This is a genomic window from Pseudomonas sp. EA_35y_Pfl2_R111, from assembly GCF_963970955.1.
Classification (GTDB): Bacteria; Pseudomonadota; Gammaproteobacteria; order Pseudomonadales; family Pseudomonadaceae; genus Aquipseudomonas.
Genome location: NZ_CAXAOM010000001.1, coordinates 784,294 through 811,075, shown reverse-complemented (window position 1 = coordinate 811,075; position 26,782 = coordinate 784,294). Strand labels below are relative to the sequence as shown.

Sequence of the window (26,782 nt, the reverse complement as noted above, 5' to 3'; positions counted from 1 at the left end):
GCGTCATGCTCAACAAATTTCCCCTCTGGAAGTACCTGCTGATTCTAGCTGTGCTGGCAATCGGTTTCCTTTATTCCGCGCCCAATCTGTACCCGGATGATCCGGCGATCCAGATCAGTGGCAACAGCTCCGCCATGCGCGTTGAGCAGGCTGATCTGGACCGCGCCAGCCGCGCCCTGGAAGCAGCTGGTATTAGCGTAAAAGCCGTCAGCCTGGCCAATCAGGGCCGTGCCGGTTTGCTGCGTTTGAACAGCGCTGAAGACCAGCTGCCGGCCAAAGAGCTGGTGCGCAAGGCCTTGAGCGATGAGTTCGTAGTAGCCCTTAACCTGGCGCAAACCACGCCAGACTGGCTGCGCAACCTGGGCGGTAGCCCAATGAAACTCGGTTTGGACTTGTCCGGTGGTGTGCACTTCCTGATGGAAGTGGATATGGACAAAGCCCTGGATGCGCGCCGCAAGGTCTACGAAGGCGAGGTCAAGAGCCTGCTGCGTAAAGAGCGCGTACGTTATCGCAGCCTGCCTGAGCTGGATGGTGCTATTCAGCTGGGCTTTGTCGATGAAGACGCGCTGGAAAAAGCTCAGCAGCTGATCCGCAAGGACTTCAATGATTTTGATATGACCACTGTTGAGCGCGGCGAGCAGCAAGTGCTACGCCTGGCGCTGACCCAGGCCAAACTGGTCGAGATTCGTGAATACTCGATCAAGCAGAACTTGACCACCGTGCGTAACCGGGTCAACGAGCTGGGCGTCGCCGAGCCGCTGGTGCAGCGCCAGGGCGCCAACCGCATCGTCGTTGAACTGCCGGGCGTGCAGGACACCGCTGAAGCCAAGCGTATTCTCGGCAAGACCGCCAACCTGGAGTTCCGTCTGGCTGCCGAGCCGGACGCTGCCAAGGCTGCGACCGAGAGCTTCGAGTTCCGCCAGGAGGGTCGTCCGCCGGCGCAGTTGGAGCGTGATCTGATCATCACCGGTGACCAGGTCACCGATGCTCAGGCCAGCTTCGATGAGAACGGCAGCCCGCAGGTCAATATCCGACTGGATGGCCGTGGCGGCGACCTGATGAACCGCGCAACTCGTAATAATGTCGGGCGCAGCATGGCGGTGATCTTTATCGAGCAAAAGCCGGTAACCCGCTACGTGCGCCAGGTGATTGATGGCGTCGAGAAAGAAGTCGAGCTGCAGACCTTCGTCGAAGAGAAGAAGATCATCAGTCTGGCCACTATTCAGTCGCCGTTGGGTAGCCAGTTCCGCATCACTGGTCTGGATGGTCAGGGCGAGTCGTCCGAGCTGGCGCTGCTGCTGCGTGCCGGTGGTCTGGCCGCGCCGATGTACTTTGCTGAAGAGCGCACCATTGGCCCGAGCCTGGGTGCTGACAACATTGCCAAAGGCGTCAATGCGTCGCTGTGGGCAATGCTGTTCGTTTCGCTATTTATCATTGCCATCTACCGCGCCTTTGGTGTGCTGGCGACTATTGCGCTGGGCTTGAACATGGTGCTGTTGCTGGCGCTGATGTCGTTGCTCAGTGCCACGCTGACCCTGCCGGGCATCGCCGGTATCGTGCTGACCATGGGTATGGCGGTGGACGCCAACGTGCTGATCTTCTCGCGTATCCGTGAAGAGATCGCCAATGGCATGTCGATTCAGCGGGCTATCCATGAAGGGTTCGATCGGGCCTACTCGGCGATTGTTGACGCCAACCTGACCACTCTTCTAGTTGGCGGCATTCTGTTTGCGATGGGTACCGGGCCGGTTAAAGGCTTCGCCGTGACACTGTCGCTGGGCATTATTACGTCGATGTTTACCGCCATTCTGGTGACGCGTTGCATGGTCAACCTGACGTGCGGCGGGCGTGACTTCAAGAAGTTGTGGATTTAAGGGGCTGTGATGAATCGTACGATCAACTTCATGGGGGTGCGCAATATTGCGTTCGCCTTCACCCTGCTGCTGACGTTGCTGGCACTGGTTAGCCTGTTTACCAAAGGGTTGAACCTCGGCCTGGACTTTACCGGTGGTACGCAGATCGAGCTGAGCTACGAGCAGCCGGCGGACCTCAGTAAAATCCGTGCGCAACTGGCTGGCGCAGGCTATGCCGACGCCGTGGTGCAAAGCTTTGGCGCTACCACCGATGTGGTAGTGCGCATGCAGGGCAATGATCCGGACTTGGGTAATAAAGTGGCCACAGCGCTGCGTCAGGCCGGTGAGCAGCTTGAGGTGAAAAAGGTCGAGTTTGTTGGCCCGCAGGTGGGTGAAGAGCTACGCGACCAAGGTGGGCTTGGCCTGCTGCTGGCGCTGGGCGGAGTGATGTTGTATCTGGCCTTCCGTTTTCAGTGGAAGTTCGGTGCGGGGGCGATTGTCTCGTTGATCCATGATGTGATCGTCACCCTTGGAATCCTGTCGTTCTTCCAGATCACCTTCGACCTGACTGTATTGGCGGCTTTGCTGGCGATCATTGGTTACTCGCTCAACGACACCATTGTGGTCTTCGACCGGGTACGGGAAAACTTCCGCGTGCTGCGCAAGGCAACGCTGATTGAAAACATCAATATCTCCACTACGCAGACTCTGCTGCGTACGTTGGCGACGTCAATTTCTACGTTGATGGCCATCGCTGCTCTGCTGTTGTTTGCGGGTGACAACCTATTTGCCTTCTCGGTGGCGCTGTTTGTCGGTGTGGCGGCGGGCACTTACTCGTCGGTCTATATCGCCAACGTGGTGCTGGTCTGGCTCGATCTTACGGTTGATGACCTAATTCCGCCGGTAGTGGAAGAAGAGGTCGACGAGCGTCCCTGATTCTGTGCGTTTTATCGCATATGGCTGAATGGGCCGGGCAGGTGTTGAACCTGCCCGGCTTTTTTATGGTCCAAGGCTAGGAGTAAGGTGCATTGAGCGCTTATGCAGCGGTTGGAAGGAGGCATGTATGAATAAGTCTATGTTGGTAGGCGCGGTATTGGGTGCCGTGGGTGTGACAGCGGGTGGCGCAGTGGCCACCTATAACATCGTCAGTGCGCCGAAATATGCCGAAGTGCTTGCAGTTAAGCCCATCAATGAAACCATCAAAACCCCGCGCGAAGTTTGCAAGGATGTGGCGGTCACCCGTCAGGCGCCGGTCAAAGATCAGCACCAGATAGCCGGTACGGCGATTGGTGCAGTGGTTGGTGGTTTGCTGGGTAATCAGGTCGGTGGCGGTAACGGTAAGAAGCTGGCGACAGTCGCTGGTGCGGTCGGCGGCGGTTATGCCGGCAATAAAACTCAGGAGCATCTGCAGAACCGTGACACTTACACCACTACCGAAACCCGTTGCAGCACGGTGACTGACACCAGTGAAAAGCTGGTGGGGTATGACGTCAAATACGAACTCGATGGCAAAGTGAGTCAGGTGCGCATGGCCAATGATCCGGGTCGGCAGATTCCGGTAAAAGATGGTCAGTTGGTGTTGGCGGACGAGTCGGCTAACTAAAACTGCGCTGCAATAAAAAAAGCGCCCCTCGGGGCGCTTTTTTTGTGGCTCGCGATTAGCGTTTCAGCGAGGCCGACAGGTGCGGCTGAATAGCCGTCAGCACAGCTTTGAAGCACTTGGTGTTGCCGGCCACGATCTGACCTTTTTCAAGGAATTCGTGGCTGCCGCTGAAGTCGCTGACCAGGCCGCCTGCTTCCTGAATCAACAGTGCGCCGGCTGCCATGTCCCACTCGGACAGGCCGAATTCCCAGAATGCATCGAAGCGACCGGCGGCCACGTAGGCCAGGTCCAGGCTGGCTGCGCCAGCGCGGCGGATGCCAGCGGTCTGGCCGACCAGGCTGCGGAACATGCCGATGTAGTTTTCCAGGTTTTCCATCTGGCTGTCGCGGAACGGGAAGCCGGTGCCTAGGAGGGCGCCTTCCAGGCTCTTGCGATTGCCAACGCGCAGGCGGCGGCCGTTGAGAGCAGCGCCACGGCCACGACTGGCAGTGAATTCTTCCTGGCGAACCGGGTCGATGATCACGGCGTGCTCAAGGCGGCCGCGGTATTTGCAGGCGATGCTGACGGCGTAATGCGGAATGCCACGGATAAAGTTGGTGGTGCCGTCCAGTGGGTCGATGATCCACAGGTAATCGGCGCCGTCGCCGCTGCCTTCACTGAGGCCGCTTTCCTCGCCGAGGATGCCGTGGTTCGGGAACGCTTTGCGCAGGGCCTGAATGATCAGCTGCTCGGCAGAGCGATCAACTTCAGTTACATAGTCCTTGGCTTCTTTCTCGTCGACCGAGATGACGTCCAAGCGTTCGGTCGAGCGGAAGATCATTTCGCCGGCGCTACGGGCTGCGCGCAGCGCGATATTCAGCATGGGCTGCATGGATGTTCACCTGGGTCGTTAAAGAAAGCCGGCCATTCTAGCAGAAAAGCCCAGAGGTTGAAGTGCAACCTGCGCCTTGCGTGGCGCAAGGCGGGTGGCTTCTGTAAGATTTGCCCCTCTAAGCCTTGTCTGTGAGCGTTTGCGTTGCTGGAAAATATTCGCGTTGTGTTGGTCGGCACCAGTCATCCGGGCAATATCGGAGGTGCGGCGCGGGCCATGAAAAACATGGGTTTGTCGCAATTGGTGCTGGTTGATCCGCGCGATTTCCCGAGCGAAGAGGCTGTGGCCAGAGCCTCCGGGGCGACTGATATTCTCGACACGGCGCAGATGGTGGCGACGCTTGAAGAGGCGCTGGTCGGCTGTCGCCTGGTGCTCGGCACCAGTGCGCGTGATCGGCATATCCCTTGGCCGATGCTGGAGCCGCGCGAGTGTGGCGTGGCAGCGTGTGAGCAGGCGCAGCAAGGTGCGCAGGTTGCGTTGGTGTTTGGTCGTGAATATGCCGGCCTCACCAATGAGGAGCTGCAGCGCTGTCACTATCATGTGCACATCCCTTCCGATCCGGCGTTCAGCTCGTTGAATCTGGCGGCGGCGGTGCAGGTGCTGGCGTATGAAGTGCGCATGGCCTGGCTGGCCACAGAAGGCCAGCCGGTTAAGCAGGTGGCGGTTGTCGATCCGGATGAAGAGCCGGTTGCGGCGGATGAGCTGGAATCGTTTTATCGGCATCTGGAGCAGGCGCTGGTTGAGATCAGGTTTCTTGATCCGGCCAAGCCGCGGCATTTGATGAGTCGCCTGCGGCGCTTGTATGGACGCAGTGCGATAAGCAAGCTGGAAATGAATATCTTGCGCGGTATCTTGACGGAAACCATCAAGGCAGCGCGTGGTGAGCACCCTAGGCAGGAGAAGGCAGATGTTTGAGCGCATGCAAGAGGATATCCAGAGCGTATTTCATCGCGACCCGGCGGCGCGTAATGCCTTTGAGGTGGTCACTTGCTATCCCGGTTTGCATGCGGTCTGGCTGCATCGCGTGGCGCATGCGCTGTGGGGCAGTGGCTGGAAGTGGCTGGCGCGTGTGGTGTCGAACTTCGGGCGCTGGATGACCGGCATCGAAATCCATCCTGGCGCGAAGATCGGTCGGCGTTTCTTTATCGATCATGGTATGGGCATCGTGATTGGTGAGACCGCCGAAATCGGCAATGACGTCACCCTGTACCAGGGAGTAACCCTGGGCGGCACCAGCTGGAACAAGGGCAAGCGGCATCCGACGCTGGAAGATGGTGTGGTGGTCGGTGCAGGGGCCAAGGTGCTGGGGCCATTCACTGTCGGTGCGGGTGCCAAGATCGGTTCCAATGCTGTGGTGACCAAGGAAGTGCCGGCGGGTGCTACGGCGGTCGGCATTCCGGGGCGGGTCATCGTCAAAACCGACGACGAGCAAGAAGCCAAGCGTCAAGCAATTGCCGAAAAGCTCGGTTTCGATGCGTATGGTGTGAGCCAGGACATGCCGGACCCGGTGGCGCGCGCTATTGGTCAGCTACTAGACCACCTGCATGCGGTAGATGGGCGCCTGGAAGGCATGTGCGGCGCGCTCAAGTCGCTAGGCAGTGACTACTGCGCCAAGGATTTGCCGCAACTGCGTGACGAGGACTTCGCCGGCGTGGTCAAAGACGCAGACAAGCCCGCAGCTTGATGGTGTGGGTGCGCACATTTTGCTATGCTGCGCGCCCTCCATTTTGGCTAATCCCGACTAAAGCAGTAGGTCTTATAGTTGACTTAAATGCTCGGGAATTGCATACTCGCGGCATATTGCGACCACGCGGTAATCCCTTATGCGACTAACCACCAAAGGCCGTTACGCCGTCACCGCCATGCTTGATCTGGCGCTGCACGCTCAGCGTGGGCCGGTGTCTTTGGCTGATATCTCTGAGCGACAGGGTATTTCCCTTTCGTATTTGGAGCAGCTATTTGCCAAGTTGCGCCGCGGCAATCTGGTCTCCAGCGTGCGTGGGCCTGGCGGCGGTTACCAGCTGTCACGTGACATGCAAGGCATTCAAGTGGCTGAGGTGATCGACGCGGTCAACGAGTCGGTCGATGCCACGCGCTGCCAGGGTCAGGGCGATTGCCATGCGGGTGATACTTGTCTGACCCATCATCTGTGGTGCGACCTCAGCCAGCAGATACACGAATTTCTAAGCGGCATCAGTCTTGCTGACTTGGTGACCCGGCGTGAAGTGCAGGAAGTTGCTCAGCGCCAGGATCAGCGCCGCTGCAATGGCAGGACGCCGTACCTGGATAAGATCGAAACGTCCGCCGTCGATTGAGCGCAAAGCGCTGGCTAGCTGACCTGATACCTGATTAGGAGAAAGTTGATGAAGTTGCCGATTTACCTCGATTATTCCGCCACCACGCCGGTTGATCCGCGTGTTGCGCAAAAAATGAGCGAATGCCTGCTGGTCGACGGTAACTTCGGCAACCCGGCGTCGCGTTCCCATGTGTTTGGTTGGAAGGCTGAGGAAGCGGTGGAAAATGCTCGCCGCCAGGTGGCTGAGCTGGTCAATGCCGACCCGCGTGAGATTGTCTGGACCTCCGGTGCTACCGAGTCCAACAACCTGGCGATCAAAGGCATCGCCGACTTCTACAAAAGCAAAGGCAAACACCTGATCACCTCGAAGATCGAGCACAAGGCGGTGCTGGATACCATGCGCCAACTTGAGCGCGAAGGCTTCGAAGTAACCTACATCGAGCCTGGTGAAGATGGCCTGATTACCCCAGTCATGATCGAGGCGGTGCTGCGTGAGGACACCATTCTGGTGTCGATCATGCATGTGAACAATGAAATCGGCACCATCAACGACATCGCTGCAATCGGTGAGCTGACCCGCTCGCGCGGCGTGTTCTTGCATGTTGATGCGGCGCAATCCACTGGCAAGGTGGCGATCAATCTCGACGCGCTCAAGGTCGATTTGATGTCCTTCTCCGCACACAAGACCTATGGCCCCAAGGGGGTAGGTGCGTTGTACGTCCGCCGTAAGCCGCGTGTGCGCCTGGAGGCTCAGACCCATGGCGGTGGCCACGAGCGTGGCATGCGTTCCGGCACCTTGGCGACCCACCAGTGCGTCGGTATGGGCGAGGCGTTCCGCATTGCCAAGGAAGAAATGACCCAGGAAAACCAGCGCATCCTGGCCCTGCGTGAGCGCTTCTTCAAACAGGTCGATGGCCTGGAAGAACTGTATATCAACGGCAGCATGACCGCCCGCGTACCGCACAACCTCAACCTCAGCTTTAACTACGTTGAGGGTGAGTCGCTAATCATGGCGCTCAAGGACCTGGCGGTTTCGTCCGGGTCGGCTTGTACTTCGGCTTCTCTGGAGCCGTCCTACGTACTGCGCGCCCTTGGGCGCAATGACGAGCTGGCACACAGCTCCATCCGCTTTACCTTCGGCCGCTTCACTACTGATGAAGAAGTCGATTACGCCGCGCAGAAAGTGTGCGAGGCGGTCACCAAGCTGCGCGAATTGTCGCCGCTGTGGGATATGTACAAAGACGGTGTCGACATCTCCAAGATTGAGTGGGCGGCGCACTAAGTAGTCGCCAAGCAAGAGCGACTCTCTGATGAGGAAGGAATACCAGCATGGCTTACAGTGAAAAGGTCATTGACCACTACGAGAACCCGCGCAACGTCGGCAAGATGGACGCGGAAGACCCAAGCGTAGGCACCGGCATGGTCGGCGCGCCGGCTTGTGGTGACGTGATGCGCTTGCAGATCAAGGTCAACGAGGCGGGCGTGATTGAAGACGCCAAGTTCAAGACCTATGGCTGCGGTTCGGCGATCGCCTCCAGCTCCCTCGCCACTGAGTGGATGAAGGGCAAGACCCTGGACGAAGCCGAAACCATCAAAAACACCCAGCTGGCCGAGGAATTGGCTCTGCCCCCGGTGAAAATCCACTGCTCGGTACTCGCTGAAGATGCCATCAAGGCAGCTGTACGCGATTACAAGCAGAAGAAAGGCTTGCTCTAAGGAGGCGTCGATGGCTATCAGCATGACCGAAGCTGCGGCTCAGCACGTGCGCCGCTCGCTTGAAGGGCGCGGAAAGGGCGAAGGTATTCGCCTGGGTGTGCGCACCACGGGCTGTTCCGGCTTGGCCTATGTGCTGGAGTTTGTCGATGAGGCCGCCAGCGAAGATCAGGTGTTCGAGAACCATGGCGTCAAGGTGATCATCGATCCCAAGAGCCTGGTCTACCTCGACGGCACCGAGCTCGACTTCGTCAAAGAAGGGTTGAACGAAGGCTTCAAGTTCAACAACCCGAACGTACGCGGCGAATGTGGCTGCGGCGAAAGCTTCAATATCTGAGGCGCGTGTGGGCAGTCCTTGTCACTTTGCTTTATTTGACCTGCAGCCGAGCTTTCGCCTGGATCTTGACCAGCTAGCCGCGCGTTATCGCGAGCTGGCGCGCAATGTCCATCCTGACCGCTTCGCCGATGCGTCGGAGCGTGATCAGCGCCTGGCCCTCGAGCAGTCCGCCAGTCTCAACGAGGCTTACAGTACGCTTAAGAGTGCGCCGCAGCGTGCCCGCTATTTGCTGGCGTTGCGCGGCCCTGAGCTACCACTTGAGGTGACGGTGCAGGACCCAGATTTCCTGCTGCAGCAGATGCAATTGCGCGAAGAGCTGGAAGACCTGCACGACAGTGCAGACCTGGCGGGTGTTGCGCAGTTCAAGCGGCGGCTGAAAGTGGCTCAGGATGAGCTGAACGAAAGTTTTGCCGTTTGTTGGGATGATGCCTCGCGGCGCGAAGAGGCCGAGCGCCTGATGCGACGCATGCAGTTTCTCGACAAGCTTTCTCACGAGGTGCGCCAGCTGGAAGAGCGCCTCGACGATTAACGCTGGTATGCCCTTGCCGCGTACCTGATACCTAAGCACTGATTAATCATGGCCTTACTGCAGATCGCTGAGCCCGGACAAAGCCCCCAGCCACACCAGCGTCGACTGGCCGTGGGGATTGATCTGGGCACCACCAATTCGCTGGTCGCCGCTGTGCGTAGCGGCCTTTCCGAGCCGCTGGCCGATGCGGCGGGGCAGGTTATTCTGCCGTCCGCCGTGCGCTATCACGCTGATCGTGTAGAGGTGGGCGACGTCGCCAAGGCGGCCGCGTCGGGAGACCCGTTGAATACCGTGCTCTCGGTCAAGCGCTTGATGGGGCGCGGGCTGGCTGACGTCAAACAGCTCGGCGAGCAGCTGCCGTACCGCTTTGTCGGTGGCGAATCGCATATGCCGTTTATTGAGACCGTGCAGGGGCCGAAAAGCCCGGTCGAGGTCTCTGCCGATATCCTCAAAGTGCTGCGTCAGCGCGCCGAGGAAGCCCTTGGTGGTGAGCTGGTCGGTGCTGTAATCACCGTGCCGGCTTATTTCGACGACTCGCAGCGTCAGGCCACTAAAGACGCCGCACGTCTGGCTGGCTTGAATGTGCTGCGTCTGCTTAATGAGCCGACTGCTGCTGCCGTGGCCTACGGCCTGGATCAGCACGCCGAGGGCGTGGTCGCCATTTATGACCTGGGCGGCGGCACCTTCGATATTTCCGTGCTGCGCCTGACCGGTGGTGTGTTTGAAGTGCTGGCTACCGGTGGTGACAGCGCGCTGGGTGGTGATGACTTCGATCATGCGATTGCTGGCTGGATTGTGCAGCAGGCCGGGATTTCCCCTGATCTTGATCCAGCACAGCAGCGACTGTTGCTAGAAGCTGCCTGCGCCGCTAAAGAAGCGCTGACCGACAGCGCTATGGCAAGCCTCAGCTATGCCGGCTGGACAGGGCAGTTGAGTCGTGAGCAGTTTGACGCACTGATTGAGCCGATGCTGGCGCGCAGTCTCAAGGCCTGCCGCCGCGCTGTGCGTGACGCCGGTATTGAGCTTGAAGAGATTGAAGCCGTGGTCATGGTCGGCGGCTCCACCCGCGTGCCGCGTGTGCGTCATGCCGTCGCCGAGTTGTTCGCCCGTGAGCCATTGACCGATATCGACCCCGATCAGGTGGTCGCCATTGGTGCGGCGATTCAGGCCGATGCCCTGGCGGGCAATAAGCGCGGTGATGGCGAAGAATTGCTGTTGTTGGATGTGATTCCCCTGTCGCTTGGCCTGGAAACCATGGGCGGGCTGATGGAGAAGGTGATTCCGCGTAACACCACCATCCCCGTGGCCCGCGCCCAGGACTTCACTACTTATAAAGATGGTCAGACAGCCATGATGGTGCATGTGCTGCAAGGTGAGCGTGAGTTGATCAGTGATTGCCGCTCCCTGGCGCGCTTCGAATTGCGCGGTATTCCACCGATGGTTGCCGGCGCGGCGAAGATTCGCGTGACCTTTCAGGTCGATGCTGACGGCCTGCTCAGTGTTGCTGCGCGTGAGCTGGCCTCGGGTGTCGAGGCGAGTATCCAGGTCAAGCCGTCCTATGGGCTGACCGATGGCGAAATCGCCCGCATGCTGCAAGATTCCTTCAAGAACGCCGGCGACGACAAGGTTGCCCGTGTACTGCGCGAGCAGCAGGTCGATGCTCGGCGCCTGCTGGAAGCGGTCGAAGCAGCGTTACTGGCCGATGGCGAGCGCTTGCTGGATGCTGATGAGCGTCTGGCAATCGATGCGCAGATAGAGCTGTTGCGCGAATTGATGGCTGGCAGTGATGGCCTGGCGATTGAGCAGCAAACCAAACGTTTGACCCAAGTGACTGACGCTTTTGCCGCGCGTCGTTTGGATGCCACGGTCAAGGCCGCGCTGGCCGGTCGTAGTCTTGATGAGATTGAGGAATAAGCATGCCGCAGATCATTTTTCTGCCCCACGCTGTGCTGTGTCCGGAAGGCCTCGTGGTCGAGGTCGCGCCGGGTACTTCGGTGCTTGAGGTGGCTCACGAGCACCATATCGAGATCGAAAGTGCCTGCGGCGGTGTCTGCGCCTGTACTACTTGTCACTGCATCATTCGTGAAGGTTTTGACTCGCTGGCTGAGGCCGATGAGCTGGAAGAAGACATGCTCGACAAAGCCTGGGGGCTGGAAGCGCAATCGCGGCTTTCCTGTCAGGCTATTGTGGGTGATGAAGACCTGACCGTGGAAATTCCCAAGTACTCGCTAAACCACGCTGCCGAAGCGCCGCATTGAGTTCAGGAGTTGTTATGAGTCTGAAGTGGGTTGATGTTCTGGAAATCGCCATTCAGTTGGCGGAGTCCAAGCCTGAGGTAGACCCTCGCTATGTTAACTTTGTCGATCTGCATAAATGGATTCTGGCGCTGCCGGAGTTCAGTGACGATCCACAGCGCGGCGGCGAGAAGGTACTTGAAGCCATTCAGGCCGCCTGGATTGACGAGGTGGATTAGCCGGCTTTTTGGCCTGGCCTACGCATTTAACCGGAACCCGCGTATAATTCGCGGGTTTAATTTTTCGCTTTAATCATTGTTTCTGGAGTTTCACATGGCTGTTCAACGCACTTTCTCCATCATCAAGCCTGATGCCGTTGCTAAAAACGTTGTTGGCGAGATTACCACTCGTTTCGAAAAAGCCGGCCTGCGCGTCGTTGCTTCGAAAATGGTTCAACTGTCCGAGCGCGAAGCTGCTGGCTTCTACGCTGAGCACAGCGAGCGCGGCTTCTTCAAGGACCTGGTTGCTTTCATGACCTCCGGTCCAGTTATCGTTCAGGTTCTGGAAGGCGAGAACGCTGTTCTGGCTAACCGTGATCTGATGGGCGCAACTAACCCGAAAGAAGCAGCTGCCGGCACCATCCGGGCTGATTTCGCCGTTTCCATCGACGAAAACGCTGTTCACGGCTCCGACTCGGAAGCCTCCGCTGCCCGCGAAATCGCTTACTTCTTCGCCGCCACCGAAGTTTGCGCACGTATTCGCTAAGCGAATCGGGTGAGGGTGAAGCCATGACTGAAGCTACCGGTAAAATCAATCTGCTGGGTCTGACCCAGGCAGAAATGGAACAATTCTTCGAAAGCATCGGGGAAAAGCGTTTCCGTGCCGGTCAGATGATGAAGTGGATTCACCACTTTGGCATTGATGATTTCGATGCCATGAGTAACGTCAGCAAGGTCTTGCGCGAAAAGCTCAAGGCCTGTGCTGAAATCCGCGGCCCGGAAGTGGTCAGCGAAGATATTTCTACTGATGGCACGCGTAAGTGGGTCGTGCGAGTGGCGTCAGGCAGTTGCGTAGAAACCGTCTACATTCCCCAGGGCACGCGTGGCACCTTGTGTGTGTCGTCGCAGGCCGGCTGTGCGCTGGATTGCAGTTTCTGCTCGACCGGCAAGCAAGGGTTCAACAGCGATCTCTCCGCCGCTGAAGTGATCGGTCAGGTGTGGATTGCCAATAAGTCATTCGGTACTCAGCCAGCGAAAATTGATCGTGCTGTCACCAACGTGGTGATGATGGGCATGGGCGAGCCGCTGCTGAATTTCGACAACGTCGTCGCCGCCATGAAAATCATGATGGATGACCTCGGTTATGGTATTTCCAAGCGTAAGGTGACCCTGTCGACTTCAGGCGTGGTGCCGATGATCGACAAACTGGGTGAGGTTATCGACGTGTCGCTAGCGTTGTCGCTGCACGCGCCGAATGACGCGCTGCGCAATCAGCTGGTGCCGATCAACAAGAAGTACCCGTTGGAAATGCTCCTGGCGGCATGTAAGCGTTATGTCTCGCGTCTCGGCGAGAAACGCGTGCTTACAATCGAGTACACCCTGCTCAAGGATGTAAACGATAAGACCGAGCACGCTGAGGAAATGATCGCACTTCTCAAAGATGTGCCTTGCAAGATCAACCTGATTCCGTTTAATCCCTTCCCCCACTCCGGGTACGAGCGGCCAAGCAACAATGCAATTCGCCGTTTCCAAGACCTGCTGCACAAAGCCGGGCACAATGTCACCGTGCGCACCACGCGGGGCGAGGATATTGACGCCGCTTGTGGCCAGTTGGTCGGCCAGGTTATGGACCGTACCCGCCGTAGTGAGCGCTACATTGCTGTGCGTGAATTGAGTAGCGAGGCCGAAACGCCGAGTTCCGCCGCCAATCGAACCTGAGGGGAGGATATCCATGACCTTGCGTCCCGCGTTATTGCTGTTGGCCGCCAGTCTGTTAGTCGGTTGCGTTACGACCGGTAATGTTGATCCGATGAAAACCGATAAGGGTCGCGACGAAGCACGCGATGCTTATGTCCAGCTGGGTATCGGCTATCTGCAGCAAGGCGAAACCGAGCGCGCCAAAGTTCCACTGAAAAAAGCGCTGGAGCTTGACTCTTCGAATGCGGATGCACATGCGGCTTTGGCCTTGGTGTTCCAGATTGAAATGGAACCTAAGCTCGCTGATGAACACTTCCGCAAGGCTATTTCGCAACGCAGCGGCGATGCTCGCTTGTTGAATAACTACGGTAGCTTTCTGTTTGAACAGCAGCGTTATCATGAAGCGCTGGAACGCTATGCCCAGGCGGCTCAGGACACTCTTTACCCAGAGCGCTCTCGGGTTTTTGAAAACCTCGGTTTGACCTCGATGCAGCTCAAGCAGCGTGAGCAGGCCAAGGCCTATTTTGAGCGTTCGCTGCGTTTGAATAGCCGCCGACCTCGCGCCTTGATGGAAATGGCACAGCTGTCCTATGAGGATAAGCAGTACGTCCCTGCGCGTGGCTATTACGAGAATTATATGGCGCTTGCCCAGCCTGACGCTCGCAGCCTGCTGCTGGGTGTGCGTCTGGCGAAGATTTTCGAGGAGCGTGATAATGCCGCGAGCCTCGGATTGCAGTTGAAACGACTTTATCCGGGCACCCCGGAATATCAGCAATACCTGTCGGAGCAATGATGAAAGCGGCGCATTCAGAAGTGCTAGCAGTTCCTCGTGTCAATCCGGGTGAGACTTTGCGCAAGGCTCGTGAGAGCCGTGGTTGGACCATTGCCGAGGTTGCTGCGCAGTTGAACCTGACCCCGCAGCGCTTGAGCCAGGTTGAACAGGGTGCCTTCGACAAGCTGCCTGGACACACCTTTGCCCGCGGTTATGTGCGTGCTTATGCAAAGTTGCTGGAAGTCGATCAGAACCGTTTGGTGCTGGAGTTCGATCAGTTCACTGGCAGCGACGCCGCCGGCAGCAGCGTGCACAGCCTAGGGCGAATCGAGGAACCAGTGAGCTACTCGCAGCGCATTCTGCGTATGGTCAGTTTTGTTCTGTTGTTGGCCTTGGCCGGCTTGAGCTTTTTCTGGTGGCAGGAACAAGCCGAGCGTCGGGCAGAGGATCTGGCTTCAACCAGCCTTGAGCACGTCGAGGTGGACGGGGCTGACGGCACTACGCAGATTCATCCGTTGGATGAGCCGGAAGATCAGGCAGTGGAAGCTGCCCAGCTGGACGCAGAAATCACCTTGCCACTACTTCCAGAGGGTGCCCCGGCATTGCCATCGCCAGACGCCGCTGCAGTCACTGCCCCGCAAGCGGAGCAACCGCAAGCGCCAACTGACGCAACAAGTCTGCCGGTAGCGCCCGCAGGGCTTTCTAGCCAGGAAAACGCCGCGCCTGTTATTTCTGAGGCTTTACCGGCAACACCGACGGAAACAGCGCCGCCGCAAGCGGCCGCAGGCGAGGCGGTTGTCAGCCTGAGCTTTACTGCCGATTGCTGGACGCAACTTACCGATGCCAATGGCAAGGTGTTGTTCAGCGCTCTCAAGCGTAAAGGCGATAGCCTGCAGTTGGCCGGTAAGGCTCCGCTGGAGCTGCGTCTGGGTTATGCCCGTGGTGTGCAGGTCAGCCTGAATGGCAATCCCGTCGATGTGGCGCCCTTTATCTCCGGTGAGACCGCGCGTCTGAAATTGGGTGGGCAGTAACATGCATTGCGAGTCACCGATCAAACGCCGTATTTCACGCAAAATCTGGGTTGGTTCTGTACCGGTGGGTGGCGATGCGCCTATCGCCGTACAGAGCATGACCAATAGCGATACCAATGATGTAGCCGCCACTGTGGCGCAGATTCGTCGTCTGGAAGATGCCGGTGCCGACATTGTGCGGGTCTCGGTGCCGGACATGGACGCCGCTGAAGCCTTCGGCAAGATCAAGCAGCAGGTGCGTGTGCCGCTGGTGGCCGACATCCACTTCGATTATCAGATCGCCTTGCGCGTGGCTGAGCTTGGCGTCGACTGCCTGCGTATCAATCCGGGCAATATCGGTCGTGAAGACCGTGTGCGTGCGGTGGTTGAAGCGGCGCGCGACAAAGGCATTCCGATTCGTATCGGGGTGAATGCCGGTTCGCTGGAAAAGGATTTGCAGAAGAAATACGGCGAGCCGACGCCTGCCGCATTGGTTGAGTCCGCTTTGCGTCATGTCGAACATCTTGATCGCTTGAACTTCCCGGACTTCAAGGTCAGCGTAAAAGCCTCTGATGTGTTTATGGCCGTCGAGGCGTATCGCCTGCTGGCCAAACAGATCGAGCAGCCGCTGCACCTAGGCATCACCGAGGCTGGCGGTCTGCGCTCCGGTACGGTCAAGTCAGCGGTGGGCTTGGGCATGCTGTTGGCCGAAGGTATCGGCGACACCATCCGCATTTCCCTGGCCGCTGATCCGGTTGAAGAGATCAAGGTCGGTTACGACATCCTCAAATCCCTGCGCTTGCGCTCCCGTGGCATCAACTTTATCGCCTGCCCAAGCTGCTCGCGGCAGAACTTCGATGTGGTGAAAACCATGAACGAGTTGGAGCAGCGCGTCGAAGACTTGTTGGTGCCACTGGATGTTGCGGTGATCGGCTGTGTGGTCAACGGCCCCGGAGAAGCCAAGGAGGCCCATATTGGCCTGACCGGCGGCTCGCCCAATCTGATCTATATCGATGGCAAACCGGCGCTCAAGCTGGGCAATGACAACCTGGTCGATGAGCTAGAAAAGCTGATCCGCCAGAAAGCGGCCGACAAGGTCGCAGCTGACGCCGCTCTGATTCTGCGCAGCTAACACCGTTAAGGAATTGAATTGAGCAAGTCCCTGCAAGCCATTCGTGGCATGAACGATATCCTGCCCGAGCAGACCCCGCTTTGGCGCTACTTTGAAGGCGGCGTGGCCAGCCTACTGGATGGCTACGGCTATCGGCAGATCCGCATGCCTATCGTTGAGTTCACCGAGCTGTTCAAACGCTCGATTGGTGAAGTCACCGATATTGTTGAAAAAGAGATGTACACCTTCGACGACCGCAATGGCGACTCCCTGACCCTGCGTCCGGAAGGCACCGCGGCCTGCGTGCGTGCCGTACTTGAGCACGGTCTGGCGGGCGGTGGGCAGACCCAGAAACTCTGGTACATCGGCCCGATGTTCCGTCACGAGCGCCCGCAGAAAGGCCGTTATCGCCAGTTCCACCAGATTGGTGTGGAAGTCTTCAATATCGATGGCCCGGATATCGATGCCGAGTTGATTGTGCTCACCTGGCGCCTGTGGGGCCTGCTGGGTATCCGTGATGCGGTGAAGCTTGAGCTCAATAGCCTCGGTACCAGCGCCGCCCGCGCGGTATATCGCGATGCGCTGGTTGAGTTTCTGACTGCGCACGCCGATCAGCTGGATGAAGACAGTCGCCGCCGTATGGGCAGCAACCCGCTGCGTGTATTGGACAGCAAAGTGCCGGAAACCCAGGCCCTGCTGGTAAATGCACCAAAGCTGGCGGATTACCTGGATGAAGAATCGCGGGTGCATTTCGAGGGACTCAAGGCCCGTCTGGACGCCGCCGGTGTGCCTTACGTGATCAATCCCAAGCTGGTGCGTGGCCTGGATTACTACAGCAAGACCGTGTTCGAGTGGGTTACCGATCAGCTTGGTTCCCAAGGCACAGTGTGTGCCGGTGGCCGTTACGATGGCCTGGTCGAGCAGATGGGCGGCAAGCCGACGCCAGGCGTGGGTTTTGCCATGGGCATCGAACGTTTGGTGCTGTTGCTCGAAACTCTAGGTAAAGTACCGGCTGAAATCGCCCGCACGGTCGATGTTTATCTGTGCGCTTTTGGTGAGCCTGCCGAACTGGCGGCGCTGACCTTGAGCGAGCGACTGCGTGATCAGCTGCCGAACCTGCGTCTGCAGGTAAATGCCGGGGCTGGTAGCTTCAAGAGTCAGTTCAAGAAGGCCGATAAGAGTGGCGCGCTGTATGCCTTGATCTTGGGTGAAGACGAATTGGCCCAGCAAGTGGTAGGTTTCAAGCCGCTGCGCGGTCAGGGTGAGCAACAAAGTATTGCGTGGTCGGCATTGGCCGACCATTTGGCGACCTGCGCCGATCAGGCCTGAGCGCCTGTTGAGTGATTTAGCGAATAGGAGTGTTGGGGTGGTTTCGCGTACTGATGATGAAGAGCTGGCGGTAATCAAGGACTGGTGGCAGCGCAATGGTATGCCATTACTGACCGGTGTTGCGCTGGCGTTGGTGGTGGTGTTTGGCTGGCAGGGCTGGCAGAAATATCAGGCTAATCAGTCCCAGGGTGCTTCGCTGGTGTATCAGCAATTGCTCGAAGCTGCACTGGACCCGAGCGGCAAGCCTGACGCAGGCAAGGTCGCTGAGTTGGCCAATACGCTGAAGAAAGATTTTTCCGGCACCCATTACGCCCAGTATGGCCGTCTGTTTGTAGCCAAGGTTGCGGTCGAAGCGGGCAAGCTGGATGACGCTGCCAGCGAGCTGCAGGCTATTGTCGAGAAGCCGGCTGATGACAGCCTGGCCGAGCTGGCCCGTCAGCGCCTGGCGCGCGTGTTCGCTGCGCAGGACAAGGCAGAAGATGCCTTGAAGCTGCTGGACGCCAAGGTTGCGCCGGCCTTTGCCGCCAGCCGTGAAGAACTTAAAGGTGACCTGCTGGTGCAACTCGGCCGTGCCGACGATGCGCACGCCGCCTACGAAAAAGCCAAGGCAGCGCTGTCTGAAGATGCTGCTGTCGGTGGTCTGCAAATGAAGCTGGATGATCTGGCAAAAGGGGATGCGTGACGTGATGCGCTGGAAGAATGCCGCACTGCTGGCCCTGGCCGTTCTGGCCGTAGGTTGCAGCAGCAATAGCAAGAAGGAACTGCCACCGGCCGATCTGCCCAAGTTCGAGGAAGAAGTGCGCCTGCAGAAGGAATGGAGTCGTTCGATTGGCGACGGCCAGGGCGAGTCCTTCAATATGTTGGTGCCGGCGATTGATGGTGAGCAGATTTATGCCGCCGACGTCGAAGGTCTGGTCATGGCCATGGACCGCATGACTGGCAAGGTCATCTGGAAAGCTGACCTGGAGCTGCCGGTTTCCGGCGCAGTCGGTGCAGGCTATGGTCTGGTGGTGGTTGGCACGCTGAAAGGCGAGATCATCGCCCTCGATACCGCAAACGGTGAAGAGAAGTGGCGCGCCCGCGTGACTAGCGAAGTGCTGGCTCCGCCTGCGCTGAATGGCGATGTGGTGCTGGTACAGACTCAAGATGATCGCTTGATTGCCTTTGATATGGATACGGGCGAGCAGCGCTGGATCTTTGAAAACACCCCGGCGGTACTGACTCTGCGCGGCACTGGCAGCCCGGTATTGACCAACCGTCTGGCGATTGCCGGCCTGTCCACTGGCAAGGTGATTGCGCTGGATGCACAGCGCGGTATTCCGGTCTGGGAACAGCGCGTGGCTATTCCGCAAGGTCGTTCCGAGCTGGATCGTGTGGTCGACATCGACGGCGGCCTGCTGCTCTCGGCTGGCACCCTCTACGCAGTCAGCTATCAAGGTCGCGTTGCTGCGCTGGATCTGGAAAGCGGTCGTATCCTCTGGCAACGTGAAGCGTCCAGTTCGGTCGGCGTTGCTCAGGGTTACGGCAGTGTTTACGTAAGCCTGGCCAGTGGCACCGTTGAAGGTATCGACGAGCGTTCGGCTTCGGCCTTGTGGAGCAACGATGCCCTGGCGCGTCGCCAGTTGTCGGCGCCGGAAGTGTTCTCCAGCTATATCGCGTTCGGTGACCTGGAAGGCTACCTGCACCTGGTCAGCCAGGTGGACGGACGTTTTGTTGGCCGCACACGTATCGACAGCGACGGCCTACGTGCTCGTCCGCTGGTGGTGGGTGATTGGCTATATGCCTACGGCAACGGCGGCAATCTGGTGGCTCTGACCATCAAGTGATCGCTCGCTGAGGCTTTGGCTATGCTGCACTGCACTTAGGGCTGTGCGGCACGGGCCAGCGCAATGAATTCCGGCCGCTGCCTCTGCAGCGGCTTTTGTATTTTCTGAAATAACGAAGTGGAGAGCCTAATGGTTCCCGTAATTGCCCTGGTGGGCCGCCCTAACGTCGGCAAGTCCACCCTGTTTAACCGCTTGACCAAGTCCCGTGACGCGATTGTCGGCGACCTGTCTGGTCTGACCCGTGATCGCCAGTACGGCGAGGCCAAGTGGCAGGGGCGAACCTATATCGTCATCGACACCGGTGGTATTTCCGGTGACGAGGAAGGCATTGACGCGAAGATGGCCGAGCAGTCGCTGCAGGCTATCGAAGAAGCCGATGCCGTGCTGTTTCTGGTGGATGCGCGCGCCGGCTTGTCGGCTTCCGATCAGATGATCGGTGAGCACCTGCGTCGCCGTAACAAGCGCAGCTTCCTGGTGATCAACAAGGTCGACAACATCGACGCCGACCTGGCCCGCGCCGAGTTTTCCAGCATGGGCATGGGCGAGTCCCTGGCGATCGCCGGTGCTCACGGTCGGGGCATCACCCAGATGCTCGAAGCCGTGCTCGGTTCCTTCCCCAAGGATGCCACCGAGCCGGAAGACGGCGAGGAAGAGGAAGTCGTTCTCGAAGGACAGGAAGCCAAGCGCATTCCCGGCCCGAGCGAGAAGGACGGCATCAAACTGGCGATCATCGGCCGGCCCAACGTCGGCAAGTCGACTCTAGTCAATCGCATGCTCGGCGAAGAGCGGGTCATCGTTTATGACCAAGCCGGCACCACTCGCGACAGCATCTACATTCCGTTCGAACGGGATGACGAGAAGTACACCCTGATCGACACCGCCGGCGTGCGTCGCCGCGGCAAGATCTTCGAGGCGGTGGAAAAGTTCTCGGTGGTGAAAACCCTGCAGGCGATCCAGGACTCCAACGTCGTGGTGTTCGTCATGGACGCACGCGAAGGCGTGGTTGACCATGACCTAAACCTGCTCGGCTTCGTATTGGAAAGCGGTCGCGCCCTGGTAATCGCCCTGAACAAATGGGACGGCATGGAGCCGAGCGAGCGCGATTATGTGAAGGTCGAGCTGCAACGCCGGCTGTTCTTCGTTGATTTTGCCGATATCCACTTTATCTCGGCGCTGCACGGCACCGGCGTGGGCAACCTGTACAAGTCGGTGCAGGCCTCGTTCAAGTCGGCGATCACCCGTTGGCCGACCAACCGTCTGACCACGATTCTTGAAGATGCCGTCAGCGATCACGCGCCGCCCATGGTCAACAATCGCCGCATCAAGTTGCGCTATGCCCACCTGGGTGGTGCCAACCCGCCGCTGATTGTGATTCACGGCAACCAGGTCGAGGCGGTGCCCAAGTCCTATATCCGCTACCTGGAAAACACCTACCGCCGCGTGCTCAAGCTGGTCGGTACGCCGATCCGTATCGAGTTCAAGGGCGGCGATAACCCCTATGAGGGCAACAAGAACACCCTCACGGATCGTCAGGTGAACAAGAAGCGTCGTCTGATGAGCCACCACAAAAAGGCCGAGAAGAAGCGCAAAGACAAGCGCTAAGCTTGAGTCTGATCGCTCTATAAAGGCACCTTCGGGTGCCTTTTGCGTCTCTGGGGGATCGGCTATTCTGCGCCATCAACACTGGCGGAGGACGGGTCAAACCCGCCGGCCTGGAATCTTTAGCGGGTTGCTCCCGCCCTAGGGAATAGAGCGATGCTTATCAGCAAGCTGCCGAACGTCGGCACCACCATCTTTACCCGCATGTCGCAGCTCGCCGTGGAAACCGGTGCGCTCAATCTGTCCCAGGGCTTCCCGGATTTCGATGGTCCGCAGGCATTGCGTGATGCTGTCGGCCGGCATATTGCCGCCGGGCATAATCAGTACGCGCCGATGACCGGCTTGCCAGCGCTGCGTGAGCAGGTGGCGGCGAAGGTCGCCCGCAGTTATGGCCGTGTGGTTAGCGCCGATAGCGAGGTCACCATAGTTCCCGGCGCTACCCAAGGCATCTTCTGCGCAGTGCAGGCGCTGATCCATCCGGGCGACGAAGTCATCGTCTTCGATCCCTGCTACGACAGCTACGAGCCCTCGGTCGAGCTGGCCGGCGGGCGCTGCGTGCATGTGCCGCTGGCCTTGCCGGATTTCGCCATCGACTGGCAGCGTCTGCAGGATGCATTGAGTGACAAGACCCGCCTGATTATCCTCAACAGCCCGCATAACCCCAGCGGGGCGCTGATTTCCCGCGCCGAGCTGGATCAACTGGCTGCGTTGATCCGCGAACGGGATATCTATCTGATCAGCGATGAGGTTTACGAGCATCTGGTGTTCGATGGTATTCAGCACGCCAGCGTGCTGGCCCACGAGGAGCTGTATCCGCGCGCCTTTGTGGTCAGCTCGTTCGGCAAGACCTATCACGTCACTGGCTGGAAAACCGGCTACGTAGTGGCGCCGCCGGCTTTGAGCGCCGAACTGCGCAAGGTGCATCAGTACGTCAGCTTTTGCGGCGTGACCCCGCTGCAGTGGGCGCTGGCCGACTATATGGCCGAGCATCCGGAGCACGTCGAGGAGCTGCCGGCTTTCTATCAGGCTAAGCGCGATCTGTTCTGCGACCTGCTGGCCGGCTCGCGCTTTACCTTCACCCGAGCTGCGGGCACTTATTTCCAGTTGGTCGATTACTCGGCCATTCGCAATGATCTGGATGATGTCGCCATGGCCGAATGGCTGACCCGCGAACACGGTGTTGCGGCGATTCCTGTATCGGTGTTCTACCAGGCACCACCTAAGGACTTGCGTTTGGTGCGTTTCTGCTTTGCCAAGCGTGAGGAGACGTTGCGTCAGGCGGCGGAAAAGCTATGCGCGGTGTAGGGTGGATAACCGCGAAGCGTTATCCACCAAGGCGTGGTGGATGTGAAAAGCGACATCCACCCTACGGCGAGTGAAATGACGTGAATGACAAACCCGACCTCGAATTGGCGCTGATTCAGACCACCCTGGCCTGGCAGGACCCTGCGGCTAATCGCGCACATTTCGCATCCTTGCTGGAGCGAGCACGTGGTGCGGACCTGGTCGTGTTGCCAGAGATGTTCAGCACCGGCTTTTCCATGGACTCCGCCACCCTGGCCGAGCCCGAAGATGGCCCAACCAGCCAGTGGCTGTGTGAGCAGGCTCAGGCGCTGCAGGCTGTAGTCACCGGCAGCCTGATTATCCAGGCCGCTGATGGCTCCTACCGCAACCGCCTGCTCTGGGCGCGCTCGGATGGCTCTGTGGCGCACTACGACAAGCGCCATCTGTTTCGCATGGCCGGCGAACATAAGCATTACGCGGCTGGCTCCGAGCAGGTGGTGTTTGAACTCAACGGCTGGCAGGTGCGGCCATTGATCTGCTACGACCTGCGCTTCCCGGTATGGAGTCGCGATCCACAGTCCACCGACCTGCTGCTCTATACCGCTAATTGGCCAGCCGCGCGGCGCAATCACTGGAACCGCCTGTTGCCGGCGCGGGCTATCGAAAACCTCTGCTATGTCGCGGCGGTGAATCGCATCGGTGAGGACGGAAAGGGCCACGCCTACAGTGGCGATAGCCAGGTGTTGGATTTCCAGGGCGAGCCGCTGCTTGAGTCTGGAGCGGCGGATGGTGTTTTTCGAGTAACCCTCAAGGCGGAGGATTTAGTGGTTTATCGGCAGCGTTTTCCAGCACATCTGGATGCCGATGACTTTAGCCTGACCTAGTCGCCTGTTCTGCCGCGCTGGCCTCCAGACGCAGTTTCTCGCTGTGCAGAAATGCGCGCAGCTGCTGCAGGTCGGCAATCTTCTGCTCCACCTCAATCAGCTTGCGGCTGACCAGCTCCGCGCCCTGGGCGCAGTCGAGCTGTTGTTCACGTCTGGCCTTGAGGATTTCGCCGATCTCGCCCAAAGAAAAGCCCATGCCCTGGGCCTGCTGGATAAAACCCAGATCGCCCAAGGTCTGCGGGTTGTATTCGCGGTAATTGTTGTCGCGCCGCAGGGCGCTGATCAGCCCGAGGCTTTCGTAATAACGCAGGGTGTGGCGGCTAGCGCCGCTGCGTTTTTCCAGTTCGCCTATGCGCATGAAAATCTCGCTTGACTGTAGAGTGTGCTCGACAGTTTAGCCTGCTCGGGTCATTAATGGTTCGGGTGGATTGATCATGAACAAACATTGTTTGGTAACCGGCGGCAGCGGTTTTATCGGTCAGCATCTTCTGGCGCTACTGACTCGTCAGGGCCATTCGGCGACGCTGCTGATGCGCCAGCCGCAAACCTTGCCGGCCTTGCGCGCACAAATTGAGCAATTGGGCGGCCGCGGTGAGCTGCTGACGGCAGTGGCTGGTGACTTGGGGCGCGCTGACCTGGGCCTGGATGGCGCTGCACGTGAGCAGGTGCGTCAGGCTGCCGTGGTGTTCCACCTGGGCGCGCAGTTCGCCTGGGGGCTGGCTGCCGAGCAGGCGCGTCAGGTCAATGTCGAGGGCGCGTTGGCGGTGGCTGAGCTGGCGGCGCAGCAAGGCAGTCGCCTGCTGATGGTGGGCGGCTTTATGTTGGCCAATCATGGGCATCTACAGCGCATCGGCATCGATCTGCAGCTGCCCGAGCGCACCGATTGGGACAAGGTTTATCAACGCACCGGGGCGTACGAGGGCAGCAAGCTGGAGGCGCATTTTCGCGTACGTGCACGAATGACGGAGCTGCGGGCGCCCCTAACGGTGGTGCATCCGGCTACCGTGTGCGGCCATAGTCGCAGCGGGCATATTTTGCCGGCGCAGCCGCTGGCTGGGCTGATCAGCAATCTGGCTGGCGGCCGGCTCGGGGCTATACCGGGTTCGACAGCGCATTGGTTGCCGTTGGTCAGTGTGGATTTTCTCGCCGAGCTGATCGTGGCTGCGGCCTTTGATGAGCAGCAGGCCGGGCAGGAGATTCTTGCCCTGGATGCCGCGACGCCCAACCTGCAGGGCATGCTGCAGCAATTGGCCCACACGCTAGGCGTCAGCGCGCCGAGTCGGCATGTGCCGATTCCTTTGCTGCGGGCGTTGCTGAAAATTCCGGGTGTGCCGCGATTACTGCGTACCGATGCCGAGTCGCTGGATTTTATCCAGACCACCCGCTTCGATACCGGCGCGACCCAGGTTTTGGCGCAGCGCCATCAACTGCAGTGGCCGGATATCGGCCAGGCGTTGCAGGCGACTGCACGCTATCTGGCGAACGAGCCGTCAGCCGTATAGCGCTGACTGCGGCTGCAGCGATCAGCAGTGTGTTGAAAGCGTAGGCGAGGCAGGCAAGACAAGGCGCTACGTTAGTAACAGCCTCCGGCTGGTCAAGCGGCCGAAGAAGCGCAGTTTACGTGTTGTAAATGAGCATTCTGAGGCCGTTTTCAACGCAGTATTGCCAACGCAGGCAGCTTTCAACGCACTGCTAGGCGGCTTGCTCGGCTGCCTGGCCGATGGCGCGGTTCAGCGCGCTAAACAGCGCGCGAAAGCTCGCCGTGGTGAGGTTTTCATCTATGCCGATACCGTGCAGGGCGCGGCCGCCGGCCACGCGCAACTCGATATAGGCCGCCGCCTTGGCGTTGGTGCCGGCGCCGATGGCGTGCTCGGAGTAGTCCATGATCTCCACGGCGACCGGCAGGCCGGCCACCAGCGCCTCCAGCGGGCCTTTACCAATACCGCGCCAGTGCTGGGTTTCGCGGGCATTGGTGATTTCGACATCAACCGCGCTGGTGCCGTTTTCTTCCTGCAGGCGATGGCTTTTCAGTGCATAGGGCACAGTGGCTTGCAGGTACTCGCGCTCCAGCAGCTGATAGATCTGCGCCGCGCTCATTTCCAGGCCGAGGCGGTCGGTTTCCTTTTGCACCACTTGGCTGAACTCGATCTGCATGCGTCGCGGCAGGTTGATGCCGTATTCCTGTTCGAGCAGGAAGGTAATACCGCCCTTGCCGGACTGGCTGTTGACGCGGATTACCGCCTCGTAATCGCGGCCGATGTCAGCTGGGTCGATCGGCAGGTAGGGCACCTCCCAGACTGCATCGGCCTGCTGCTGAGCGAAACCCTTGCGGATCGCGTCCTGGTGCGAGCCGGAGAAGGCGGTGTGCACCAGGTCGCCGACATAAGGATGGCGTGGATGCACGGGGATCTGGTTGCAGTCCTCGACCACCTTGCGCACGGTGTCGATATCGGAGAAGTCCAGCTCCGGGTCGACGCCCTGGGTGTAGAGGTTCAGCGCCAGGGTCACCAGGCAGACGTTGCCGGTGCGCTCGCCGTTTCCGAACAGGCAGCCTTCTACCCGATCCGCGCCCGCCATTACGGCCAACTCGGAGGCCGCGACGCCAGTGCCGCGGTCGTTGTGGGTGTGCACGCTGATCAGCACGCTGTCACGTTTGTCGATATGGCGGCCGAACCACTCGATCTGGTCGGCATAGTTGTTCGGCGTAGCGCACTCGATGGTCGCCGGCAGGTTGAGGATCAGCTTGTTTGCCGGAGTCGGCTGGAACACCTCGATTACCGCATTGCACACCTCGACGGTGAAGTCGATTTCGGTGCTGCTAAACACTTCCGGCGAATACTCGAAGCCCCACTGGGTTTCCGGTGCAGCATCGGCCAGGCGCTTGATGGTGGTGCCGGCGGCCACGGCGATGGCTTTGACCCCGGCCTTGTCCTGATTGAAGACGATCTTGCGAAAGCTCGGCGCGCAGGCGTTGTAGTAGTGGACTATGGCCTTCTTTGCGCCTTTCAGTGATTCGAAAGTGCGTTCGATAAGGTCGTCACGGGCCTGGGTCAGCACCTGAATGGTCACGTCGTCGGGGATATGGCCGCCTTCGATCAGTTCGCGGACGAAGTCGAAATCAGTCTGCGAAGCGGACGGAAAGCCCACTTCAATTTCCTTCAGGCCCACGGCCAGCAGGCACTTGAAGAAGCGCATCTTCTTCTCGGCGTCCATCGGCTCGATCAGCGACTGGTTGCCATCGCGCAGGTCGGTGGACAGCCAGATTGGCGCCTTGTCGATGATCTTGTCCGGCCAGGTTCGGTCCGGGATGGCAATCTGGGTGAACGGGCGGTACTTGCTGGACGGGTCTTTAAGCATGCTCATGGGGCAATCCTTTTAGCGCTGCGGCAATCGGCGAGCCGGGCGGAATTTGAAAAATTAAGGCAGGGCGTGGGCTTAAGAATTAGCCACGCAGTCGCTGGCTGACCAAGCAGAGGTTGGCGTGTTGGCGCAGCAGAATAAGAGTGTGATTAGTGTGCATGGCGTCAACCCTAACCAGCGAGGGTAAAGCGTGCAAGCATGCTAAAAAAATTGGTGATAAATCGCGCTACGAATAGGTGTTTGCGATTTTATAGC

Annotated in this window: 28 protein-coding genes; 25 read left to right on the top strand and 3 right to left on the bottom strand. The window is 59.1% G+C overall.

Translation table 11 applies throughout. From position 1 onward, the window contains the following. The first annotated feature begins 5 nt into the window (after positions 1–5). From secD to AACY25_RS04010, 3 genes are all read left to right on the top strand, one after another. Positions 6–1,874, top strand: a complete 1,869-nt coding sequence (gene secD / locus AACY25_RS04020; protein WP_339522674.1) for a protein translocase subunit SecD — start codon at positions 6–8, stop codon at positions 1,872–1,874. A 9-nt stretch (positions 1,875–1,883) separates the two neighbouring features. Then, positions 1,884–2,789: a protein translocase subunit SecF gene (gene secF, locus AACY25_RS04015; RefSeq protein ID WP_339522673.1), complete on the top strand. Its 906-nt coding sequence runs from the start codon at positions 1,884–1,886 to the stop codon at positions 2,787–2,789. 127 nt (positions 2,790–2,916) lie between these two features. Beyond that, the gene (locus tag AACY25_RS04010; RefSeq protein WP_339522672.1) at positions 2,917–3,456 is read left to right on the top strand and encodes a glycine zipper 2TM domain-containing protein; all 540 of its coding nucleotides are present in this window, start codon (positions 2,917–2,919) and stop codon (positions 3,454–3,456) included. Positions 3,457–3,511: 55 nt separating this feature from the next. Here the strand turns inward: AACY25_RS04010 and suhB are convergent, their stop codons facing one another. Next, on the bottom strand, positions 3,512–4,327 hold the full coding sequence (gene suhB, locus AACY25_RS04005) for a type III secretion system regulator SuhB (RefSeq protein WP_339522671.1): 816 nt from the start codon (positions 4,325–4,327) through the stop codon (positions 3,512–3,514). A gap of 144 nt (positions 4,328–4,471) precedes the next feature. On the opposite strand from suhB, the gene trmJ reads away from it, so the two are divergent. The 21 genes from trmJ to AACY25_RS03900 all read left to right on the top strand — a co-directional run bounded on the left by trmJ (position 4,472) and on the right by AACY25_RS03900 (position 23,167). Further along, positions 4,472–5,242: a tRNA (cytosine(32)/uridine(32)-2'-O)-methyltransferase TrmJ gene (gene trmJ, locus AACY25_RS04000; RefSeq protein ID WP_339522670.1), complete on the top strand. Its 771-nt coding sequence runs from the start codon at positions 4,472–4,474 to the stop codon at positions 5,240–5,242. Next, positions 5,235–6,011, top strand: a complete 777-nt coding sequence (cysE, locus tag AACY25_RS03995; RefSeq protein ID WP_160015860.1) for a serine O-acetyltransferase — start codon at positions 5,235–5,237, stop codon at positions 6,009–6,011. The genes trmJ and cysE overlap by 8 nt, the downstream gene beginning before the upstream one ends. 139 nt (positions 6,012–6,150) lie before the next feature. Then, positions 6,151–6,642 carry a Fe-S cluster assembly transcriptional regulator IscR gene (gene iscR, locus AACY25_RS03990; protein ID WP_090248642.1) on the top strand — a complete coding sequence of 164 codons (492 nt, stop codon included), beginning with the start codon at positions 6,151–6,153 and terminating at the stop codon, positions 6,640–6,642. 48 nt (positions 6,643–6,690) lie between these two features. Continuing rightward, a complete protein-coding gene (locus AACY25_RS03985) occupies positions 6,691–7,905 on the top strand; it encodes an IscS subfamily cysteine desulfurase (RefSeq protein ID WP_339522665.1) in 1,215 nt (404 codons plus the stop codon). Positions 7,906–7,952: 47 nt separating this feature from the next. Next, entirely contained in the window at positions 7,953–8,339 is a 387-nt protein-coding gene (gene iscU / locus AACY25_RS03980; protein WP_339410421.1) for a Fe-S cluster assembly scaffold IscU, read from the top strand. 10 nt (positions 8,340–8,349) lie between these two features. Next, a complete protein-coding gene (gene iscA / locus AACY25_RS03975) occupies positions 8,350–8,673 on the top strand; it encodes an iron-sulfur cluster assembly protein IscA (protein ID WP_090248639.1) in 324 nt (107 codons plus the stop codon). Positions 8,674–8,680: 7 nt separating this feature from the next. Beyond that, positions 8,681–9,202 carry a co-chaperone HscB gene (hscB, locus tag AACY25_RS03970; protein ID WP_339410417.1) on the top strand — a complete coding sequence of 174 codons (522 nt, stop codon included), beginning with the start codon at positions 8,681–8,683 and terminating at the stop codon, positions 9,200–9,202. Positions 9,203–9,250: 48 nt separating this feature from the next. Then, the gene (hscA, locus tag AACY25_RS03965) at positions 9,251–11,116 is read left to right on the top strand and encodes a Fe-S protein assembly chaperone HscA (RefSeq protein WP_339522664.1); all 1,866 of its coding nucleotides are present in this window, start codon (positions 9,251–9,253) and stop codon (positions 11,114–11,116) included. Positions 11,117–11,118: 2 nt separating this feature from the next. Next, positions 11,119–11,460, top strand: a complete 342-nt coding sequence (gene fdx, locus AACY25_RS03960) for an ISC system 2Fe-2S type ferredoxin (RefSeq protein WP_160085290.1) — start codon at positions 11,119–11,121, stop codon at positions 11,458–11,460. Between the two features lie 14 nt (positions 11,461–11,474). Next, positions 11,475–11,675, top strand: a complete 201-nt coding sequence (gene iscX, locus AACY25_RS03955) for a Fe-S cluster assembly protein IscX (RefSeq protein WP_339522663.1) — start codon at positions 11,475–11,477, stop codon at positions 11,673–11,675. Between the two features lie 94 nt (positions 11,676–11,769). Further along, entirely contained in the window at positions 11,770–12,201 is a 432-nt protein-coding gene (gene ndk, locus AACY25_RS03950; protein ID WP_296130150.1) for a nucleoside-diphosphate kinase, read from the top strand. Positions 12,202–12,224: 23 nt separating this feature from the next. Beyond that, positions 12,225–13,373: a 23S rRNA (adenine(2503)-C(2))-methyltransferase RlmN gene (rlmN, locus tag AACY25_RS03945; RefSeq protein ID WP_339522661.1), complete on the top strand. Its 1,149-nt coding sequence runs from the start codon at positions 12,225–12,227 to the stop codon at positions 13,371–13,373. Between the two features lie 13 nt (positions 13,374–13,386). Then, the gene (gene pilW / locus AACY25_RS03940) at positions 13,387–14,145 is read left to right on the top strand and encodes a type IV pilus biogenesis/stability protein PilW (protein ID WP_339522659.1); all 759 of its coding nucleotides are present in this window, start codon (positions 13,387–13,389) and stop codon (positions 14,143–14,145) included. Next, positions 14,145–15,155, top strand: a complete 1,011-nt coding sequence (locus AACY25_RS03935; RefSeq protein WP_339522657.1) for a RodZ family helix-turn-helix domain-containing protein — start codon at positions 14,145–14,147, stop codon at positions 15,153–15,155. Before pilW ends, AACY25_RS03935 begins: the two co-directional genes overlap by 1 nt. 1 nt (position 15,156) lies before the next feature. Beyond that, positions 15,157–16,266, top strand: coding sequence for a flavodoxin-dependent (E)-4-hydroxy-3-methylbut-2-enyl-diphosphate synthase (gene ispG / locus AACY25_RS03930; RefSeq protein WP_339522655.1), 1,110 nt, complete (start codon positions 15,157–15,159; stop codon positions 16,264–16,266). An 18-nt stretch (positions 16,267–16,284) separates the two neighbouring features. Beyond that, the gene (gene hisS, locus AACY25_RS03925; RefSeq protein WP_339522653.1) at positions 16,285–17,574 is read left to right on the top strand and encodes a histidine--tRNA ligase; all 1,290 of its coding nucleotides are present in this window, start codon (positions 16,285–16,287) and stop codon (positions 17,572–17,574) included. A gap of 100 nt (positions 17,575–17,674) precedes the next feature. Beyond that, positions 17,675–18,256: a tetratricopeptide repeat protein gene (locus tag AACY25_RS03920; RefSeq protein ID WP_339523820.1), complete on the top strand. Its 582-nt coding sequence runs from the start codon at positions 17,675–17,677 to the stop codon at positions 18,254–18,256. Further along, the gene (gene bamB, locus AACY25_RS03915; protein WP_339523819.1) at positions 18,249–19,400 is read left to right on the top strand and encodes an outer membrane protein assembly factor BamB; all 1,152 of its coding nucleotides are present in this window, start codon (positions 18,249–18,251) and stop codon (positions 19,398–19,400) included. Before AACY25_RS03920 ends, bamB begins: the two co-directional genes overlap by 8 nt. A 129-nt stretch (positions 19,401–19,529) precedes the next feature. Continuing rightward, positions 19,530–21,002 (top strand): ribosome biogenesis GTPase Der, encoded by a 1,473-nt coding sequence (der, locus tag AACY25_RS03910; RefSeq protein WP_339522651.1) that lies wholly within the window; start codon positions 19,530–19,532, stop codon positions 21,000–21,002. A 153-nt stretch (positions 21,003–21,155) separates the two neighbouring features. Further along, on the top strand, positions 21,156–22,304 hold the full coding sequence (locus AACY25_RS03905; protein WP_339522649.1) for a pyridoxal phosphate-dependent aminotransferase: 1,149 nt from the start codon (positions 21,156–21,158) through the stop codon (positions 22,302–22,304). Positions 22,305–22,384: 80 nt separating this feature from the next. Further along, positions 22,385–23,167 (top strand): amidohydrolase, encoded by a 783-nt coding sequence (locus tag AACY25_RS03900; RefSeq protein ID WP_339522647.1) that lies wholly within the window; start codon positions 22,385–22,387, stop codon positions 23,165–23,167. Here AACY25_RS03900 and AACY25_RS03895 read toward each other — a convergent pair. Further along, positions 23,154–23,525 (bottom strand): MerR family transcriptional regulator, encoded by a 372-nt coding sequence (locus AACY25_RS03895; RefSeq protein WP_339522645.1) that lies wholly within the window; start codon positions 23,523–23,525, stop codon positions 23,154–23,156. The genes AACY25_RS03900 and AACY25_RS03895 overlap by 14 nt on opposite strands. Before the next feature lie 76 nt (positions 23,526–23,601). Between AACY25_RS03895 and AACY25_RS03890 the strand changes: the two genes are divergently transcribed. Next, positions 23,602–24,669, top strand: coding sequence for an SDR family oxidoreductase (locus AACY25_RS03890; protein WP_339522643.1), 1,068 nt, complete (start codon positions 23,602–23,604; stop codon positions 24,667–24,669). A 190-nt stretch (positions 24,670–24,859) separates the two neighbouring features. Here AACY25_RS03890 and leuA read toward each other — a convergent pair whose 3' ends face one another. Beyond that, positions 24,860–26,530, bottom strand: coding sequence for a 2-isopropylmalate synthase (leuA, locus tag AACY25_RS03885; RefSeq protein ID WP_339522641.1), 1,671 nt, complete (start codon positions 26,528–26,530; stop codon positions 24,860–24,862). Positions 26,531–26,782 lie beyond the last annotated feature (252 nt).

What these genes read in the sequence shown, in the direction of transcription:
- hscA (WP_339522664.1), top strand. Translation starts at nt 9,251, where the DNA reads ATGGCCTTACTGCAGATCGCTGAGCCCGGACAAAGCCCCCAGCCACAC.
- iscR (WP_090248642.1), top strand. Translation starts at nt 6,151, where the DNA reads ATGCGACTAACCACCAAAGGCCGTTACGCCGTCACCGCCATGCTTGAT.
- fdx (WP_160085290.1), top strand. Translation starts at nt 11,119, where the DNA reads ATGCCGCAGATCATTTTTCTGCCCCACGCTGTGCTGTGTCCGGAAGGC.
- AACY25_RS03935 (WP_339522657.1), top strand. Translation starts at nt 14,145, where the DNA reads ATGAAAGCGGCGCATTCAGAAGTGCTAGCAGTTCCTCGTGTCAATCCG.
- AACY25_RS03920 (WP_339523820.1), top strand. Translation starts at nt 17,675, where the DNA reads ATGCCATTACTGACCGGTGTTGCGCTGGCGTTGGTGGTGGTGTTTGGC.
- secD (WP_339522674.1), top strand. Translation starts at nt 6, where the DNA reads ATGCTCAACAAATTTCCCCTCTGGAAGTACCTGCTGATTCTAGCTGTG.
- rlmN (WP_339522661.1), top strand. Translation starts at nt 12,225, where the DNA reads ATGACTGAAGCTACCGGTAAAATCAATCTGCTGGGTCTGACCCAGGCA.
- AACY25_RS03890 (WP_339522643.1), top strand. Translation starts at nt 23,602, where the DNA reads ATGAACAAACATTGTTTGGTAACCGGCGGCAGCGGTTTTATCGGTCAG.
- AACY25_RS03895 (WP_339522645.1), bottom strand. Translation starts at nt 23,525, where the DNA reads ATGCGCATAGGCGAACTGGAAAAACGCAGCGGCGCTAGCCGCCACACC.
- pilW (WP_339522659.1), top strand. Translation starts at nt 13,387, where the DNA reads ATGACCTTGCGTCCCGCGTTATTGCTGTTGGCCGCCAGTCTGTTAGTC.
- cysE (WP_160015860.1), top strand. Translation starts at nt 5,235, where the DNA reads ATGTTTGAGCGCATGCAAGAGGATATCCAGAGCGTATTTCATCGCGAC.
- AACY25_RS04010 (WP_339522672.1), top strand. Translation starts at nt 2,917, where the DNA reads ATGAATAAGTCTATGTTGGTAGGCGCGGTATTGGGTGCCGTGGGTGTG.
- bamB (WP_339523819.1), top strand. Translation starts at nt 18,249, where the DNA reads ATGCGTGACGTGATGCGCTGGAAGAATGCCGCACTGCTGGCCCTGGCC.
- iscX (WP_339522663.1), top strand. Translation starts at nt 11,475, where the DNA reads ATGAGTCTGAAGTGGGTTGATGTTCTGGAAATCGCCATTCAGTTGGCG.
- secF (WP_339522673.1), top strand. Translation starts at nt 1,884, where the DNA reads ATGAATCGTACGATCAACTTCATGGGGGTGCGCAATATTGCGTTCGCC.
- iscA (WP_090248639.1), top strand. Translation starts at nt 8,350, where the DNA reads ATGGCTATCAGCATGACCGAAGCTGCGGCTCAGCACGTGCGCCGCTCG.
- AACY25_RS03905 (WP_339522649.1), top strand. Translation starts at nt 21,156, where the DNA reads ATGCTTATCAGCAAGCTGCCGAACGTCGGCACCACCATCTTTACCCGC.
- AACY25_RS03985 (WP_339522665.1), top strand. Translation starts at nt 6,691, where the DNA reads ATGAAGTTGCCGATTTACCTCGATTATTCCGCCACCACGCCGGTTGAT.
- leuA (WP_339522641.1), bottom strand. Translation starts at nt 26,530, where the DNA reads ATGAGCATGCTTAAAGACCCGTCCAGCAAGTACCGCCCGTTCACCCAG.
- ispG (WP_339522655.1), top strand. Translation starts at nt 15,157, where the DNA reads ATGCATTGCGAGTCACCGATCAAACGCCGTATTTCACGCAAAATCTGG.
- ndk (WP_296130150.1), top strand. Translation starts at nt 11,770, where the DNA reads ATGGCTGTTCAACGCACTTTCTCCATCATCAAGCCTGATGCCGTTGCT.
- suhB (WP_339522671.1), bottom strand. Translation starts at nt 4,327, where the DNA reads ATGCAGCCCATGCTGAATATCGCGCTGCGCGCAGCCCGTAGCGCCGGC.
- der (WP_339522651.1), top strand. Translation starts at nt 19,530, where the DNA reads ATGGTTCCCGTAATTGCCCTGGTGGGCCGCCCTAACGTCGGCAAGTCC.
- iscU (WP_339410421.1), top strand. Translation starts at nt 7,953, where the DNA reads ATGGCTTACAGTGAAAAGGTCATTGACCACTACGAGAACCCGCGCAAC.